This window comes from Halomonas sp. JB37, from assembly GCF_002332255.1.
Taxonomy (GTDB): Bacteria; Pseudomonadota; Gammaproteobacteria; order Pseudomonadales; family Halomonadaceae; genus Vreelandella; species Vreelandella casei.
Genome location: NZ_NRGW01000001.1, coordinates 3,323,678 through 3,339,996, shown reverse-complemented (window position 1 = coordinate 3,339,996; position 16,319 = coordinate 3,323,678). Strand labels below are relative to the sequence as shown.

12 protein-coding genes are annotated in these 16,319 nt (G+C 55.6%); 5 read left to right on the top strand and 7 right to left on the bottom strand.

What is annotated here, in order from left to right:
- Positions 1–50: 50 nt before the first annotated feature.
- Together CIK78_RS15555 and CIK78_RS15550 are read right to left on the bottom strand one after the other, a co-directional pair.
- A complete protein-coding gene (locus tag CIK78_RS15555; protein WP_096281782.1) occupies positions 51–620 on the bottom strand; it encodes a carboxymuconolactone decarboxylase family protein in 570 nt (189 codons plus the stop codon).
- A gap of 33 nt (positions 621–653) precedes the next feature.
- Positions 654–1,979 (bottom strand): aspartate aminotransferase family protein, encoded by a 1,326-nt coding sequence (locus CIK78_RS15550; protein WP_096281779.1) that lies wholly within the window; start codon positions 1,977–1,979, stop codon positions 654–656.
- 250 nt (positions 1,980–2,229) lie between these two features.
- Between CIK78_RS15550 and CIK78_RS15545 the strand changes: the two genes are divergently transcribed.
- Positions 2,230–3,129 (top strand): MurR/RpiR family transcriptional regulator, encoded by a 900-nt coding sequence (locus CIK78_RS15545; protein ID WP_096281777.1) that lies wholly within the window; start codon positions 2,230–2,232, stop codon positions 3,127–3,129.
- Here CIK78_RS15545 and nirD read toward each other — a convergent pair.
- The 3 genes from nirD to CIK78_RS15530 all read right to left on the bottom strand — a co-directional run bounded on the left by nirD (position 3,098) and on the right by CIK78_RS15530 (position 7,462).
- Positions 3,098–3,517, bottom strand: a complete 420-nt coding sequence (gene nirD / locus CIK78_RS15540; protein WP_096281775.1) for a nitrite reductase small subunit NirD — start codon at positions 3,515–3,517, stop codon at positions 3,098–3,100. The two genes, CIK78_RS15545 and nirD, sit on opposite strands and share 32 nt — an antisense overlap.
- 46 nt (positions 3,518–3,563) lie before the next feature.
- Positions 3,564–6,077, bottom strand: a complete 2,514-nt coding sequence (gene nirB / locus CIK78_RS15535) for a nitrite reductase large subunit NirB (RefSeq protein WP_096282415.1) — start codon at positions 6,075–6,077, stop codon at positions 3,564–3,566.
- A gap of 68 nt (positions 6,078–6,145) precedes the next feature.
- On the bottom strand, positions 6,146–7,462 hold the full coding sequence (locus tag CIK78_RS15530) for an FAD-dependent oxidoreductase (protein WP_096281773.1): 1,317 nt from the start codon (positions 7,460–7,462) through the stop codon (positions 6,146–6,148).
- Positions 7,463–8,147: 685 nt separating this feature from the next.
- Here CIK78_RS15530 and CIK78_RS15525 point away from each other — a divergent pair.
- Both CIK78_RS15525 and cobA read left to right on the top strand, forming a co-directional pair.
- The gene (locus CIK78_RS15525; RefSeq protein WP_096281771.1) at positions 8,148–10,865 is read left to right on the top strand and encodes a nitrate reductase; all 2,718 of its coding nucleotides are present in this window, start codon (positions 8,148–8,150) and stop codon (positions 10,863–10,865) included.
- A complete protein-coding gene (gene cobA, locus CIK78_RS15520; protein ID WP_096281769.1) occupies positions 10,825–11,727 on the top strand; it encodes a uroporphyrinogen-III C-methyltransferase in 903 nt (300 codons plus the stop codon). The genes CIK78_RS15525 and cobA overlap by 41 nt, the downstream gene beginning before the upstream one ends.
- Positions 11,728–11,833: 106 nt before the next feature.
- Here cobA and CIK78_RS15515 read toward each other — a convergent pair whose 3' ends face one another.
- A complete protein-coding gene (locus CIK78_RS15515; protein WP_096282414.1) occupies positions 11,834–13,093 on the bottom strand; it encodes an MFS transporter in 1,260 nt (419 codons plus the stop codon).
- Between the two features lie 92 nt (positions 13,094–13,185).
- On the opposite strand from CIK78_RS15515, the gene dkgB reads away from it, so the two are divergent.
- Together dkgB and arfA are read left to right on the top strand one after the other, a co-directional pair.
- Positions 13,186–14,004: a 2,5-didehydrogluconate reductase DkgB gene (gene dkgB, locus CIK78_RS15510; protein ID WP_096281767.1), complete on the top strand. Its 819-nt coding sequence runs from the start codon at positions 13,186–13,188 to the stop codon at positions 14,002–14,004.
- A gap of 84 nt (positions 14,005–14,088) precedes the next feature.
- Complete coding sequence (gene arfA / locus CIK78_RS15505; RefSeq protein WP_096281765.1) at positions 14,089–14,238, top strand: alternative ribosome rescue factor ArfA; 150 nt, start codon at positions 14,089–14,091, stop codon at positions 14,236–14,238.
- A 141-nt stretch (positions 14,239–14,379) separates the two neighbouring features.
- Here arfA and CIK78_RS15500 read toward each other — a convergent pair whose 3' ends face one another.
- On the bottom strand, positions 14,380–16,257 hold the full coding sequence (locus CIK78_RS15500) for an ABC transporter ATP-binding protein (RefSeq protein ID WP_096281763.1): 1,878 nt from the start codon (positions 16,255–16,257) through the stop codon (positions 14,380–14,382).
- Positions 16,258–16,319 lie beyond the last annotated feature (62 nt).

The following is a 16,319-nucleotide window of genomic DNA, read 5'->3' as shown; positions in this document are numbered from 1 at the left end:
AGATCGCCGCCTCCTAGAGGCGGCGATTCTGTTGTAACGACCTTCTCAGCTTACACAGAGGCGGCAGTCGGGTTTATCGAAAATAACGCGGGTCTTTTCTCTGCTTCTTTTTGAATATTGTTATCAAGGGGTGTGTCGTAGGTCTTGAGCAGATAGCCCAGCACCGAATAAAAACCCACCATCGCAATTAGATCGATCACTGCCTTGCGTCCAATGGCAGCTGCTAGTGCGGACTCCTGCTCCGGCGCTAGCATGCGTGCGTCAAATAGCGCATCTACGGCTTGAACGATAAGGCCGTCAACGCCTTCTGGGATCCCTCGAATGGCCGTGATCCGCGCCTCCGAGAAACCCAGCGCGAGCGCTCGGCTAACGTGATGCGCCCATTCATAGGCCGCCTCCATACGCAGGCCCGCGCGCAAAATCACCACTTCGGTGAGCTCGGGCCCTAGCGCATTTTCTTTCACTACATGCTGGCGCAGCGGTGCCCACGCCTTAAGCAGGGCCGGGTGGTGCGCCATGGTGCGATAAACATTCAGTGCACCGGCAAAACCTTCGCGTTGATCGGCAATGTCGCTCGGCCAGTCAGCGTCAGCAATAGGTGGGCAGGGGGATGGCGTCATGAGAGGCTCCGTTCAAGTAGTGCGTGATCGCCGTTATTCTGCGATCGCGGCGTTGATAGCATCGGCAATGCGTTCAATGATCAGATCGATATCGCTGGGCTCAATAATATATGGCGGCGCCAATAAAATATGGTCACCGTAAGTGCCATCAATGGTGCCGCCCATTGGATAGCTGATAAGGCCCCGTGCCATGGCCTGGCGCTTGATCTTGGCATGAATCTTTTTAGTCGGATCGAAAGGTGTTTTATGCTCTCGGTCGGCGACTATTTCGATACCGCGGAACAGGCCTCTACCGCGTATATCGCCCACGTGGGGGGAGGCCGCGAGAGCCGTCTCAAGTCCGCTCTGCAACCTCGCGCCCATGGTATTAACGTTGGCCAGTGTCTCCGGCCGAGCAATGATCTCAACCACTTTATTGGCAGCGGCAGCCGCAACGGGATGGCCAATGTACGTATGCCCGTGCTGAAACTGGCCGGAACCGTTGACAAAGCTTGCGTAGATTTTATCTGACAGCATTACCGCGCCGATGGGCTGATAGCCTCCACCCAGGCCTTTGGCGATGGTGACGATATCCGGTATGACGCCGTCCTGTTCGCAGGCAAACACGGTGCCGGTGCGCCCCATGCCGCACATGACTTCATCAAGAATTAGCAGGACGCCGTACTTATCGCAAATGGCGCGAACGCGTTTAAAGTAATCAGCAACCGAGCCGACCGCACCCAGCGTAGCACCCACCACGGGCTCGGCAACGAAGGCCATGACTTCCTCAGGACCAAGTGCCAGAATCTTGGCTTCGAGTTCGTCTGCAAGGCGCGCGGCGTAAGCTTCGAATGACTCATCAATGCCCTTATCGCGATAAGCATAGCAGGGCGAGACGTGATGAGTTTCTGGCAGGATGGGCTGAAACTGTTGGCGGCGCATCGCGTTGCCGCCCGTTGCCAAAGCACCGATGGTATTGCCGTGATAGCTCTGGCGCCTGGCGATGATATGACGCCGCTGGGGAGCGCCAACTTCTACAAAGTATTGCCGCGCCATCTTCAAAGCGGCTTCAACCGCCTCTGAACCCCCTGAGACCAGGTAGACATAATTCAGCCCCTCGGGCGCTAAATCGACGAGCTTCTCCGCAAGCGCTTCAGCGGCATCCGTGGTGAAAAAGGCCGTGTGCGCATAGCAAAGGTGATCAATCTGCGCGCGCATGGCGGTCAACACTTCTGGGTGGGCATGGCCGACACTGGTAACCGCAGCGCCACCCGACCCATCAAGATAGCGGCGTCCACTGGTATCAGTGATGTAGACGCCCTGCGCCGACGCAGCATGAGGCAGCGTTCCGACGATGCCGCGATGAAGAATACGTGTCATAGAGTCTGCTCCTTATTACCCTGCCCTGAGTACTCGGCGGTGTGGGCTTGAGATGATAAGAAGATTGGCACAACTTTACAGATTAACGCAACAAATGGATCATTTTATTTATAATAAAACGTTTAGATCATTGTTTTTTTAGATCAGTAACGTTTAAATCATGGGCTGCTTAGCGGTGAGGACCCCATGGCCCAGCGGCTTGGCTACGAATGATGAATCACTGACACGAGCTGGATAAGAGGCAACACGAATGGCGCAAAGCGACCCCGTGAGAGAGCAGATTATTGCCCAGTACGATGCCATGTCGGGGCAGCTCCAGCAGGCCGCTCGCTACGTGCTTGAGTATCCGGACGAAGTGGCCCTGGTGTCCATGCGTGAGCTGGCGCGTCATGCGGCGGTGCAACCCGCGACGATGACACGGCTTGCAAAGTTCTTAGGCATGCAGGGATACGATGAACTTCGGGCACATTATGCCGCGGCGATGCGCCGGGGGAGTGACGGCTTTGCTGCGCAGGTTCGCCTGCGCGAAAGCGAAGATACCGAGCAGCCCAAAAGCGATATTGCCTCTCATATGCTGCAGGGGCTGAGCGCCCAGATTGCTAGGCTCAGCGAACCTGATTCGCTGCAGCGGCTTGCAGCCGTTGCCGATAGGCTGGGGTCGGCGAGGAAGGTATACGTGTTAGGTTTGCGCTCGTGCCATTCCGTTGCATGGCATTTCCATTACGTTATGTCACTGTTAAGCGATCGTTCGATCCATCTGGATGGGCCTGCGGGAACCGGTGGAGACGCGCTCATCCGCGCGACGGCGGATGACGTGGTGCTCGTCGTCTCCATCAAACCCTATGCGACTGAGACGCTAGCGCTTTCGAAGCTGGCTAAAGGCAAGGGGCTGGACATTCTTTCGATCACCGACAGCGAGGTTTCACCGCTAGTCGGGATGTCCACGCACACCATTTTTTGCGCTACGGAAAGCTACAGCTTCTTCCATACTCTCACTCCTGCCTTAGCCGTCTCCGAAGTGCTGTGCACCTTATTGGCTGAGCATGATCGAGCCAAATCGTTAGACGCCTTGCAGCGTGCCGATGATCATTTTGCGCATCTTAAAACGTACGCCACCGCTACCCCTCAATCCAAACCGCGTCGCCCTTAAAAGCGATTGGCCATGTGCGTAGCGTGACGCTTTCGTCCTCTAAGCACTGGCCGTCTGCTAAGCGAAAATGCTGCTTGTAGATAGGCGAAGCGACGACGGCCGCGCCTTTTATATCGCCGACGATGCCGCGGGCGATCACATTGGCCTTGGAGAATGGGTCAAAGTGGTCGAGGGCGTAAAGTTCAGTGGCGCGGCCAGGCAACGTCGCGGCGTTTGGGTCGACCGGCAAATAGAAAATGGCCACTTGGGCCGGGCCGCTTGCGGTTTCAAACCAAGCGGCAACGCCAGAGAAGGCCACTAGATCGGCCTTAGTACAGATTTTTTGCCACGTCTTTGTGTGGTTGAAGCCTGTCGTATCCATTTCGTTTTTCAATGCAGCTGCGGTCATGGGGTGCCTCGTTTTATTCAGTGTCAGGGACAGTGCACAGAATCGCTTACGCTGGGCGTAGCTGGCCGCGCTCGGAGGTCATAATGATCGATGGGTCTGGGCGGTCATCGTTGACGAAGCTACGGAAACGCTTGAGCTTTTCAGGGTCGCTGATAGCCTCTGCCCATTCGCATTGATAGGTATCTACCACCGTTTGCATCTGGCGTTCGAGCTCGGCGTTGATGCCTAAGCTATCGTCCAAAATCACCTCTTTAAGATACGCCAAGCCGCCGTCTAAATTTTCGCGCCACACGGAAGTGCGCTGTAGGCGATCAGCCGTGCGGACGTAAAACATCAAGAAGCGGTCGATAGTGCGGTAGAGCTGTTCATCGTCAAGATCGGTGGCGAACAGTTCGGCATGGCGCGGGCGCATGCCGCCGTTGCCACAGACGAAGAGGTTCCAGCCGTTCTCGGTGGCTATGATGCCGATATCTTTGCTCTGTGCTTCAGCGCATTCGCGGGTGCAGCCGGAAACGCCAAACTTGATCTTGTGAGGAGAGCGCAGACCTTTGTAGCGATTCTCTAACCAGATCGCCATGCCGACGCTGTCCTGCACGCCGTAGCGACACCAGGTGCTGCCCACGCAGGATTTGACCGTGCGCAGCGATTTCCCGTAGGCGTGGCCGGTCTCAAAACCGGCGGCAATCAGTTCGCTCCAAATATCCGGCAGGTCTTCCAGGCGTGCACCGAACAAATCGATTCGCTGACCGCCGGTGACTTTTGAGTAGAGGCTGTATTTTTTAGCGACCTCACCCAGGGTAATCAGTTTGTCAGGCGTGATTTCACCACCGGCTACGCGGGGCACGACCGAGTAGGTGCCGTTCTTTTGCATGTTGGCCATGAACGTATCATTGGTATCCTGCAAAGGAATATGCGCGGCATCGGTGATGGGCTCGTTAAAGCAGGAGGCCAGAATGGAACCTACGGCGGGTTTGCAAATATCGCATCCTAGGCGGTGAGTATCGGGGTTGCCGTGCTTTTCAATTAAATCAGTGAAGGTTTTAATGCCTTCAACGCGGACAATATCGTAGAGCCCTTGACGGGTATGGGCGAAATGTTCGCAAATCGATTTATCGACATCGACGCCGCGTGCTTCCAGCTCATAGTCGACCACGCTTTTGAGCAGCGCGGTACAGCCACCACAGCCGGTGCTAGCTTTCGTGGCGATTTTTACGCCAGCAAGATCCTCCGCGCCGCCGTCAATCGTGGCGCAAATATCGGCTTTGCTGACGTTATGGCAGGAGCAAATCATCGCCGTTTCCGGCAGCGCGCCGGGGCCAAGGGTAGGGGCCGCGCCGCTCTGGGGAAGAATCAGCGACGCGGGCTCAGCAGGTAGCTCAATGCCGTTTGAATAATACTGTAATAGCGTGTCATAAACGCCGTTGTTGCCGACCAGCATAGCGCCTAATAGCTTTTTACCGTCGCTGGAAACGACCAGCTTGCGGTATTCCTGCTTGATCGGGTCCAGGTAGCGGAACATTCGAGCGCCAGGGTTCTGGTTGCCATGGGCGTCCCCAATCGAACCGACATCCACGCCCAGGAGTTTGAGCTTGGTACTCATGTCGGCGCCAGCAAAGCGCGTGTCGCCGCCCACCAGTGTGGAAAATGCAGCTTTGGCCATTTGATAGCCGGGCGCGACAAGACCGAAAATACTTTGGTTCCATAGCGCCACCTCGCCAATCGCGAGAATGGCAGGGTCGCTGGTGAGGCACTGATTATCCACCACGATACCGCCACGTTCGCCAATTTCCAGGCCGCAGTCTCGCGCCAACTGATCGCGAGGCCGAATGCCGGCTGAAAAAACAATCAGGTCGGTTTCAAGGATCTTTTCGTCCTGGAAAACCATGCGATGGCGGCTTGCCTCACCATCTTCAATACGCTGCGTCGCACACTCGGTGAGCACCTGTACGCCTAGCGCTTCAATTTTTTCGCGCAGCAGCTCGCCGCCTTCGTTGTCCACCTGCATCGGCATTAGGCGCGGCGCGAACTCGATAACGGCGGTGTCTAAGTTCAAACCACGCAGGGCATTGGCTGCTTCTAAACCCAGCAAACCACCCCCGACGATTACGCCGGTGGTGGCCGTTTCAGCGACAGCGCGAATGGCATCAAGATCGTCCAGCGTGCGATAGACCAGGCAGCCTTCACGATCATTGCCGGGAATCGGTGGTACAAACGGATAGGAGCCGGTGGCCAGCACGAGACGGTCGTAGGGGTAGCGGCCCTGGTCGGTAATAACTTCTTTAGCCGCGCGATCAATCTCGATCACCGCTTCACCGCTGCGCAGCTCCACGTTGCTAAGGGCGTAGTAATCCTCTTCGCAAAGCGCCAGAGCATCTGCATCGCGGCCGCTAAAATACTCAGAAAGATGTACTCGGTCATAGGCCCGGTGGCGCTCTTCGCCAAACACGGTGACCTGATAGCGTTCTAGTGCACCGTTCTCGACTAACTGCTCGACCAGGTGATGGCCGACCATGCCGTTACCAATAATAATAAGCTGCTGTTGGGTAGACGTTGTTTGCATAGATAATTTTTTAGCAGGCAAGTTTTTAGCAGACCCGCTTTTAGCAGACAAGTTTTTAGCAGACATAGCTAAGCCGCCTCCGGCGTTGGGTGAGATGAGTTTGCGTAAGAGACAGACGAATTTTCCGACGCCGCGCTAAGCAGCACTTCAGCATCTGCGGCGCCAAACAGCAGCGCCTGGCGGCAGTCATTAAGATTGCTACCTGCGAGTGCTTGCTTGAAGTACCAAGGGCCCAGCGCGGTATCGCCGTAAAGCACCGCGCCTTCAATCTCCCCGTTGCGTAGCAGCACCCGGCGATAGTCGCCGCGTTCGATGTCGCGGTAGCTCAGCACCTCGTGCTCAGCGCTGGGCTGTGTGGGGCCAAATGCATATAGCGTAATGCCGCTGACCTTGAGTTTGGTTGCGCTGGGGGCATCCTTGTATCCAGGCGTCGCGATACCGCATATCGTAGCGGCGAGCACTTCTACCTGCCGCCAAATCGGCTCCACTAGGCCGTAAGTAGCACCATTAAACTGACAGCACTCGCCCAGCGCTGAAATGGCTGGATCACTGGTCGTGAGGTATTCATCGACTAAAACGCCACGCTCTGTGGTTAGGCCCGCGTGATGGCCAAGCGCTGCATTGGGTGTAATGCCGGCGGCGATAATCACGCTGGTCGCTGCCAGCTTGCGGCCATCAGCAAGATGGATGCTGGTGACTTGGCCCTGGGCGTCGCCTTCTAGCCTTACTAGCTGGGCGCCGGTAACGATATTCAAACCGCGCTGAGTCAGAGTGTTTTGCAGCAGGTGCGAGGCGGTCGTATCCAGCTGCCGGTTCATTAGCCGCTCGCTACGCTGGAGCACGCTAACGTGGATATTATTGCCGCGTTTACGTAGCCCCTCGGCGGCTTCTAATCCCAGCAGACCGCCTCCGATGACCACGCTATTGCCTCCTTGAAGGGCAATGGCCTCAAGCGCGGCGGCGTCCTGTAAGTCGCGAAAGCCATGCACCCCGTCAAGCTCAATGCCTGGAATGTTAGGCATTGCCGGGCGCGAGCCGGTGGCTAATACCACGTGATCGTAAGTAAGCGTGCGGCCGCTATCGGTGGTGAGCGTTTGATGGGCGCGATCAAGCGTGTCGACTTTTTCGCCAAGTATGAGCGTGATGCCTTGATCTGCGTACCACGCAGCGTTGCGCAGCGTCAGTGCGTCGGGCTGCATTTCACCAGCGAGCAGCGGCGAGAGCAAAATACGGTTATACGCAGGGGTCGGCTCTGCACCGATGACCGTGATGCACTGTGGGCGAGTAGGCTGTTTCACCAACGCCTCAATCAGACGATGACTCGCCATGCCGTTTCCGATAATCACCAGATGGCGAATGGATGAGCACTGGGATGTGGTTTCCATGGGCGGCTCCTCTGTGTCTTTGCGGCTTCTTGAGCACCAAGCAAAAAAAACGCCCCTGCCACACCTTCTTAGCAGAAGAGGTAGCAGGGGCGCCGTTGCCCGATAGCATTTTTTAAAATCTTGATATCTAATTAAAAAGCAATTATCTAGCCAACTGTTTTTAAATTGTGTTTTTTTTAATTATGTCAGTTGCTTAGAGGGGTTTTTAAGGTGGCTAGCTTAGCTGCTCGAATGTAAGCCTGCACGGCAATGGTGCGTTAAGTGCTTGGTATGCACTCCCAGGCATCATTTAGCATGGACTGAGCGGATTTGAGATGATCAGCTATGATTTTTTTAATTTATAAGCTTCTGTTTTTAAATATTTAATTTCTAAAATAGCGAAGGGCGGACTGTCTTTTGCAATTGTCTAATCAATAAGCGAGACAATAAATGAGTTAATAAGCAGCAAGCGCATTGATAGGCGATGGCAGCGAATAACTCCAAAGCCGTTAGAAAAATAAGTAGCCGTTAAAATGTGTCACTGTCAGGAAATAGGCAGGTGTTAGTGAATTAGTCTGCACCGACGAAGATACGCTGTGGCAACGACGTCCAGCCCTCTTCTCCCAATGCGTTTATATAGCGCATTAGAGAAAAGGACTGGGCGTTTTTTTATGCGTGGCGTTAATGAGCAACCCGAGGAGTAGCTATGACTCAGGTGAAAACGACATGCCCCTATTGTGGCGTCGGCTGTGGCGTAACGGCAACCGTGAAAGCGGGTACGCTGTGCGCCGTAGAGGGCGATCTTGAGCACCCAGCCAACTACGGACGGCTGTGTGTCAAAGGGTCGGCGTTGCATGAAACGCTGGGTCATCATGGGCGCCTAACCCATCCCCGAGTGGATGGTGTCAACGTTACCTGGGACGCCGCGCTGAGCACCGTCGCGCAGCGCTTAAACTCGGTGCGCTCAGCGCATGGCAATCACAGCGTGGCAGCGTACCTTTCTGGGCAGCTGTTAACCGAAGATTACTACGTGGCTAATAAGCTATTTAAAGGCTTTTTAGGCACCCCTCATTTAGATACCAACTCACGACTTTGTATGGCGTCAGCGGTGGCCGGTTACAAGCGCGCCTTCGGTGCGGATGCGGTTCCCTGTAACTACGAGGATTTGGAAGAGGCCGAGCTAGTAGTGCTAGTGGGGTCCAACCTTGCCTGGAATCATCCAGTGCTTTACCAGCGCATTAAAGTCGCTAAAGAGCGCAACCCGCTGATGCGCTTGGTGGTGATTGACCCGCGGGTGACCGACAGCTGTGAAATTGCCGACCTCTACCTAGGTATTAAACCGGGTAGCGATGCGTATTTGTTTAACGGCTTACTGGTATGGATGGCACAGCATCGCAGGCTCGATACTGTTTATATTGAGCGCCACACCGAGGGCTTTGACGATGCTTTGGCGGCTGCACAGCAGTCAGCAGGGTCGGTGGCTGATGTCGCGGCCGCCTGCGATGTGGATCCCGAGCGGCTAGAAACCTTCTTTTATTGGTTTGCCAGCCAGCTGCACGTGGTCACGCTTTATTCTCAAGGCGTTAATCAATCGTCCAGTGGCACCGATAAATGCAACGCGATTATTAACTGTCACTTAGCGGGCGGAAAAGTTGGCTTGCCGGGAGCCGGGCCGTTTTCAATTACCGGCCAGCCCAATGCGATGGGCGGGCGCGAAGTCGGCGGGCTTGCCAATCAGCTAGCCGCTCACATGGATTATCACACCCCCGGTGCGATTGATCTGGTCAGCCGCTTTTGGGCAACCGAGAACCTTACGCCAACGTTACCCGAAAGCCCCGGCTATAAAGCCGTTGAGCTATTTGAGGCCATTGAGCGCGGCGAGATTAAAGCACTTTGGGTCATGGCCACCAATCCTGTGATTAGCCTGCCCGACGCGGCGCGGGTGCGCGCCGCGCTGGAAAAATGCCCGCTGGTGATTGTATCCGAATGCGCGGCCCACACCGACCTGCTGCCCTATGCCGATATCGTGCTACCTGCATCAGGCTGGTCGGAAAAAGATGGCACCGTGACCAACTCCGAGCGACGTATTTCACGTCAGCGGGGCATGTTGGCACCCCCGGGTGAGGCACGCCACGACTGGTGGATTATCTGTGAAGTCGCCAAACAGCTGGGGTTTGTTGAGGCGTTTAACTATGCGCACCCCTGGGAAATTTTTGATGAGCACGCAAGGCTGTCAGGGTTTGAGAACGACGCCATACACGCCACTCCTAAGCGGCTATTTGATATCTCGGGCCTGGTCGGGCTGGGTCGCGCAGGCTACGACGCCTTAGCGCCGATTCAATGGCCGGTCACCAAGGCCGCACCAAATGGCACTGCTCGGCTGTTTGAAGAGGGTGAATTTGCCACTGCGAATGGCCGCGCCAAGCTGCTGGCGATTGTTCCGCAGTGGCCCGAGCAAGCGCTTAGCGCCGCTTACCCGCTGCGTTTAAATACCGGTCGGATTCGCGACCAGTGGCACACCATGACGCGTACTGCTCGCGCGCCGCGCTTAATGAATCACCGCGCGGAGCCCTTTATGGACGTGCACCCCGATGATGCCCACGCCGCCGGTGTTACCGATCAAGGCTTGGCAGTATTAACCGCTGCGAAGGGGGAGTTTCGTGCCCGTGTGCGGATTGCCAATGCCCAGCGGCGTGGCGAGGTGTTTGTGCCCATTCACTGGACCGACTGTTTCACTCAGCAGGCTAGAAGCAGTGCGCTGATCGATAGCATTACGGACCCGCTCTCCGGTCAGCCGGAGTCCAAACACGGTGCCGTAGCGCTGGCCCCGCTAAGGGTGGAGTGGCAGGCCACGCTGCTTATTGCTGATACAGCTGTTGAATCAACGCCGTGGTGCACTAGCGCCTACTGGACACGCATCCCTATGCACGGCTTACAGCGCTGGCAACTTGCCGATATCCAGCCGGTCGGCGACTGGTTAGCACAGCTTAGCGCGTGGTTGCCAGGGCCTGTGTCGGTACTCAGCCAAGATGCCGCCAGCGGGCGACTGCGGGCGGCGAGTGTTGAAAATGGCCAGCTTCGCTGGTGGCTAATGGTCGGCCTGCCCAGCGAGCTGCCGGGGCTGGCGTGGCTTGAATCCCGCTTTAACGAGACGACGCTGAGCGATACCCACCGGCGGCGCTTATTAGCGGGCTGTGACGATGGTGCCGTCGATACCGGCCCGGTGGTGTGCAGCTGTCATCAAGTAGGCCAAACCACGATTACTAACGCCATTCGCGCGGGCGATATCAGTATCGAAGCACTGGGTGCCAGGCTCGCCTGCGGCACTCAGTGCGGCAGCTGTATTCCCGAATTGAAGTCACTTATTGAAGAGGAGCGGCCCCATGCGCGCGCTAAGCAGACCCCTAATACTGAACTGGCTTAACGCCTTTATGCGCATGTTGGCCCGTGGGTGCTCGTCATCAGCTCGCCCTGCTGAGGAGTTACATGTGCCGCTGCGGGGAGGTTTGGGTCAGTGCCGTGGCGGGCAGGTTTACTTAGTCGGCGCGGGAAGCGGCGATGCGGAGCTATTAACGCTCAAGGCTGTTCGGCTGCTCATGCAGGCGGATGCCGTTGTCTATGACCGCTTGGTCGGCGATGACGTGCTGGCACTGATTCCTCACCACACCGAGCGCTACTACGTGGGCAAAGCACGTGGCCATCACAGCGTTCCTCAGGATGAAATCGGCGCGCTGATGGTCGCACTTGCTCAACAAGGAAAGTCGGTAGTGCGCCTGAAAGGCGGTGACCCAGCGGTGTTTGGGCGCATGGGTGAAGAGCTGGATGCTCTGGCAGCCGCCCAGGTGCCTGCCACTATTGTGCCGGGAATTACCGCCGCCTCAGCCGCTGCTGCCTGCATGGGTATTCCGTTGACCGATCGCGGCCACGCGCAGCAGCTGCGCTTTGTGACCGCCCAGCTATGTCGCGAAGAGGGCACGCCGGATTGGGCGTCGCTGGCACGTAAAGATGAAACCCTGGTGTTTTATATGGGCCTCTCCAAAGTAGCCGCTATTTGCCAAGGCTTACGCCAGGCAGGTCTGCCCGATGAATGGCCGATCATGCTAGTGGCCAACGCCAGCCAGCCGAGCCAGCAGTCGCTCGTGGGCAGCTTAGCCAGCATGCCAGACATGCTGGCTAAGAATCCTCTGCCGTCACCGTGCTTGATTGTGGTGGGTAGCGTGGTACAGCGGGTTGCCACCTCGCCGGCTGGCAAGTCTATCGACGTTTGTGCTGCATCACTTCTCTGACCCTTAAGACCACTCTTCCCATCATGCTCACTGTGCACAATTATCGCTTTTAGAGCGCGCCCCGCTACCGCTATCACGCTGCTGGCGCGTTAATATGTGCTTTGTATCAACGAGCGTCGTCAAAGCGGTCGACCTGGCGCAGGGTGGGGAAAATCTTCACCCATGCGCCAACGACCGCTAATGTGCCTACGCTGCCAATGATGGCTGCCGGTACGGCGCCAAACCATGCCGCCATACTGCCTGCGCGAAACTCACCTAGCTCATTACTGGAGCCAATAAACAGCATATTAACTGCGTTGACGCGCCCGCGCATTTCATCGGGAGTCGCGAGCTGAATCAGGGTGGTACGTACATAAACGCTAATCATATCGGCAGCGCCAGCCACTAACATGGCCGCCATCGAAAGCCAAAAAAACGTCGAGAAAGCGAACACCAGATTGGCAATGCCGAAAACAGTGACCGCCACAAACATAACCAGCCCTGCGCGACGCTTGATGCCGCGTATGCCTAAGTACAGCCCCATAAGCAGTGCGCCGACAGCAATCGCGCTTCGCAGTGCGCCTAATCCTTCGGGCCCCACGTGCAGCACCTCTTGTGCATAGATAGGCAGCAGTGCCACCACTCCGCCTAGTAGCACGGCAAACAAATCCAGCGAAATCGCTCCTAAAATAATCGGCTGATAGCGTATGTAGCGAATGCCTGCGGTAAAACGCTTGATGGCGGTACTCTCCAGCGTTTTAGCCGCTTCAATATAGCGAATGGGCACCGGCAGCAGTAGAAATAATGCGGCTATAAAGCATCCTAAGCAGACGCTATACGCCAGGCTGCCACCCCCTAGCCCGTACAGAATGCCGCCTAATAGCGGGCCAAGAATTACCGCCACTTTCATGATAGAGCTGTTTAACGCGATCGCAGAGGCAAGCTGCGCGCGGGGAACGATATTGGGCAGCAGGCTTTGTAAGGCCGGGCCGGTAAAAGCCCGCGCGGCACCGAACAATGCTAATACCGCGTAAAAGCCGCTAACGCTTTGACTTCCATTTAGCGAAAGCGTCAGCAGCAGCGCGCTACACAGGCCCTGAACGACCCAGCTAAGTTGCAAGATACGTTTGCGCGAAAAGCGGTCGACAAAATCGCCGGCAGGCAGTAGCAATAGCACCATGGGTAGAAACTGAGCCAGGCCCACATAGGCCAGGGCCATCGGGTCTCGGGTTATGTCATACACCTGCCAGGCCACCACAATGGCCTGAATCTGCATGGCAAATACCGCCGCTAATCGCGATAGCAAAAAGCTTAAAAAGCCGGACTGGCGATGCAGCGGTACTAATGGTTCCGAAGAGCTGGGCAGTGAATGGGTAGCAGAGGTCATAGCATCATCATGGTAGGCGAAGATTTGGGTGCATGGGTTGAAGTGCGCGGGTGACTGCCCCATGTTAGTTAACACGCTATCAATAGAAAAGGATGTTAATGATGCAAAATGTAATTCCTAATCCCGGATTCGGTACTTTTCGCCTGGAGGGCGAAACGCTCAAGCAGAGCATTCATGCAGCGCTTGAGGCCGGGTATCGGCACATCGACACGGCGCAGTTTTATGGCAATGAAGCGGAAGTTGGCGAGGCTATTCATGACAGTGACGTGCACCGCAGCGATATTTTCCTCACCACCAAGGTGTGGTTTGACAATTTGGAGCCCTCAAGGCTGAAGGTCAGCGTAGACGAAAGTCTCCAGAAACTGGGCACAGGGTACGTTGACCTGCTGTTGATCCACTGGCCATCACCAGAGGGTGACGTGCCTATGGCCGATTATTTGACGGCTCTGAAGGAAATCAAAGCGGAGGGTAAAGCCCGCCATATTGGTATTTCTAACTTTACCTGCAATCAGGTGGACGAGGCGGTTAGCATCCTGGGTAAAGATGAAATTCTGACCAATCAGATCGAGGTTCACCCCTTCCTGCAGAACCGTAAGCTAGCAGAGCACTGCGAGCACCTGGGCATTCAGGTGACTGCATTTATGCCGCTGGCGGTAGGTAAGGTGATGGACGATCCGATCCTCAAGCAAATTGCCGACGCGCATAAAGTAACTCCTGCGCAAGTTGCCCTGGCCTGGGTCAATCAGCGTAAGATGATTACAATTCCTTCTTCCACTAAGGCGCGTAATATTCAAAGCAATATTGCTGCTTTTGATTTAGTGTTAAGCGACAGTGAGATGGACGATATTGCCATGTTGGATCGCCAAGAGCGTATTGCTAATCCCGGCTTTGCACCGGCATGGGATGAGTAAGCGGGTGCTTGGACACTAAAAGATAGCCGATGTCTGATGGGATGCCTGTTTTGAGCAGGCATCTTTTAACGTAAGGATAAAACGATGAAACAGCGCAAGGTCCAAGACAACGCATTAAAAGCGCAGCTGCGAACGCCCATGTTTAAAATGCAGCAGCAGGCACCGAAAAAAGGCAAAGGAAGCTACTCGCGTAAAGATCAAAAGGGTCTGAGGGGATATCGCCAAGCCGCTTAAGCGAAGTGTTTAAGCTCAGCGTTTTGGCAATATCTCCTCTGGCATCTCCAAAAGCTCTTCTGGCACCTCCAAACCTTACCTCATCGCCAGTCTGGCGCGTTGTATTAAGCAGCGGTTTGATGTGTTGTTACCGTGATCTATCTAGCGATAGCCTTCTGCCTGTAGTTGAAACAGCATTGCATAGCGACCCTGTGCTTTTAATAACTCTTCATGTGTGCCGCGCTCAATAATATGGCCTTGATCGATGACTAAAATGAGATCAGCGCTGCGAACGGTTGAGAAGCGGTGGGAGATCAGAATCGTCATTTTCTGCTGACTATGCTCGCGAAAGCGGGCGAATATGTCGGCCTCTGCGGCGGCGTCCATGGCCGCCGTGGGCTCATCTAGCACTAAAATATCGGCGTTTTGGCGCATGTAAGCACGCGATAACGCAATTTTTTGCCACTGCCCGCCAGAGAGCTCCCGCCCATTCTTAAACCAACGACCAAGCTGAGTGTGGTAGCCGCTGGCCATGCGGCCAATAAAGTCATCGGCCATGCCATGGCGCGCGGCCTGCTGCCAGCGCTGTTCGTCGTCAAACGCGCGAGTATCGCCGACGCCAAGATTTTCACCCACCCTGAGCTGATAGCGTACGAAGTCCTGAAAAATGACGCCGGTACGTTCACGTAGCGCCTGGGTACTCCACTCCTGCAGGTGGCTACCATCGAGCAGAATACGCCCTTGCGTGGGGCGATAAAGCCGCGTTAGCAGTTTGATAAGCGTGGTTTTCCCCGACCCGTTTTCACCTACTAAGGCTAGGCTTTGGCCAGGGGCAAGATGCAATGAAATATCGTGTAAAACATCGGCGCTGCCAGGATAAGAGAAACTGACTTGTTCAAAGCGCAGGCCATCTCCGGGGGCAACACCCTGGGTTAGCGTGCCGTTTTCGGGCTCAACCGGCTGCTCCAAATATTCATAAAGATTGGAGAGGTAGAGGTTGTCTTCGTACATGCCGCTGATGGCGGTGAGGCTCGCCGAGAGGGCTGTTTGCCCCTGTTTGAAGACCATTAAATACATGGTCATTTGGCCCAGCGTCAGCGCGCCGATAATTGTTTCAACCACGACCCAGCCGTAGGCAAGGTAAAACGTCAGAGTGCCCAGCAAACCTAACAAAAATCCCCAGCTTTCCCGGCGTAGCGTTAAGCGGCGATCTTCGGCGAATAGCTGGGTGAAAATAGCGCGGTAGCGTTTAAGAAATAATCCTTCAAGGCCAAACAATTTGACCTCTTTAATGCTGTCTTCCCGGGTAAGCAGCGTCTCTAAATAGATCTGCATACGGTTTTGCGGCGAACGCCAGCGAAACAGCCGGAAAGCATCGCCCGAAAACTTAGCTTCCGAGATAAACACCGGCAGTGCGCCCACCACTAAAATCAGTAGCGCCCAGGGGGAAAACTGCACTAACAGGACACTGAAGCTACCAAGCGAGATTGCATTTTGCAGCAGTCCAAAGGTTTTGTTGACCAGCGCCAGCGGGCGCGTAGATGCTTCACGCCGCGCACGCGTCAGCTGGTCGTATAGCTCGGAGTCTTCAAACTGGCTGAGTGACAGCGTGCCCGCTTTCTCCAGAATCATGACGTTCACTTTTTGCCCCAGCATGGCACGCAAAAGTGACTGCTGAGCCGAAAGGCCGCGCTGGGCCAGCGCGATTAAACCAATGATGAGCGCCTCTATCCCCACTAGCGTGAGTACCGGCGCAATGGATGCCAGCAGGTTGGGATTTGACGCTGCCTGATGGGCGTCCATAGCACTAACGACGCCATCCACGATCAATTGGCCAATCCATGCCGCCACGGCTGGTAAGACGCCCGCGACCAGCGTGCATAGTGCTAATCCCAGCATCATCCAGCGCGAGGTTTGCCATACCAAACCAAGCGCGCGACGGCTATAGCGAAAGACGCCCAAAAAGCCGCTTAGCGGTGAAGTGGCCGCTGAAGAAGAGGGCACAGATGAAGAAGATGAAGGCTGACGTGATGACGGCATAGCTGAAGAGGCAAAACACTGAGTAAAAAAAGTAGTGCCATGATGCGGGGGTTAAGCGTGGA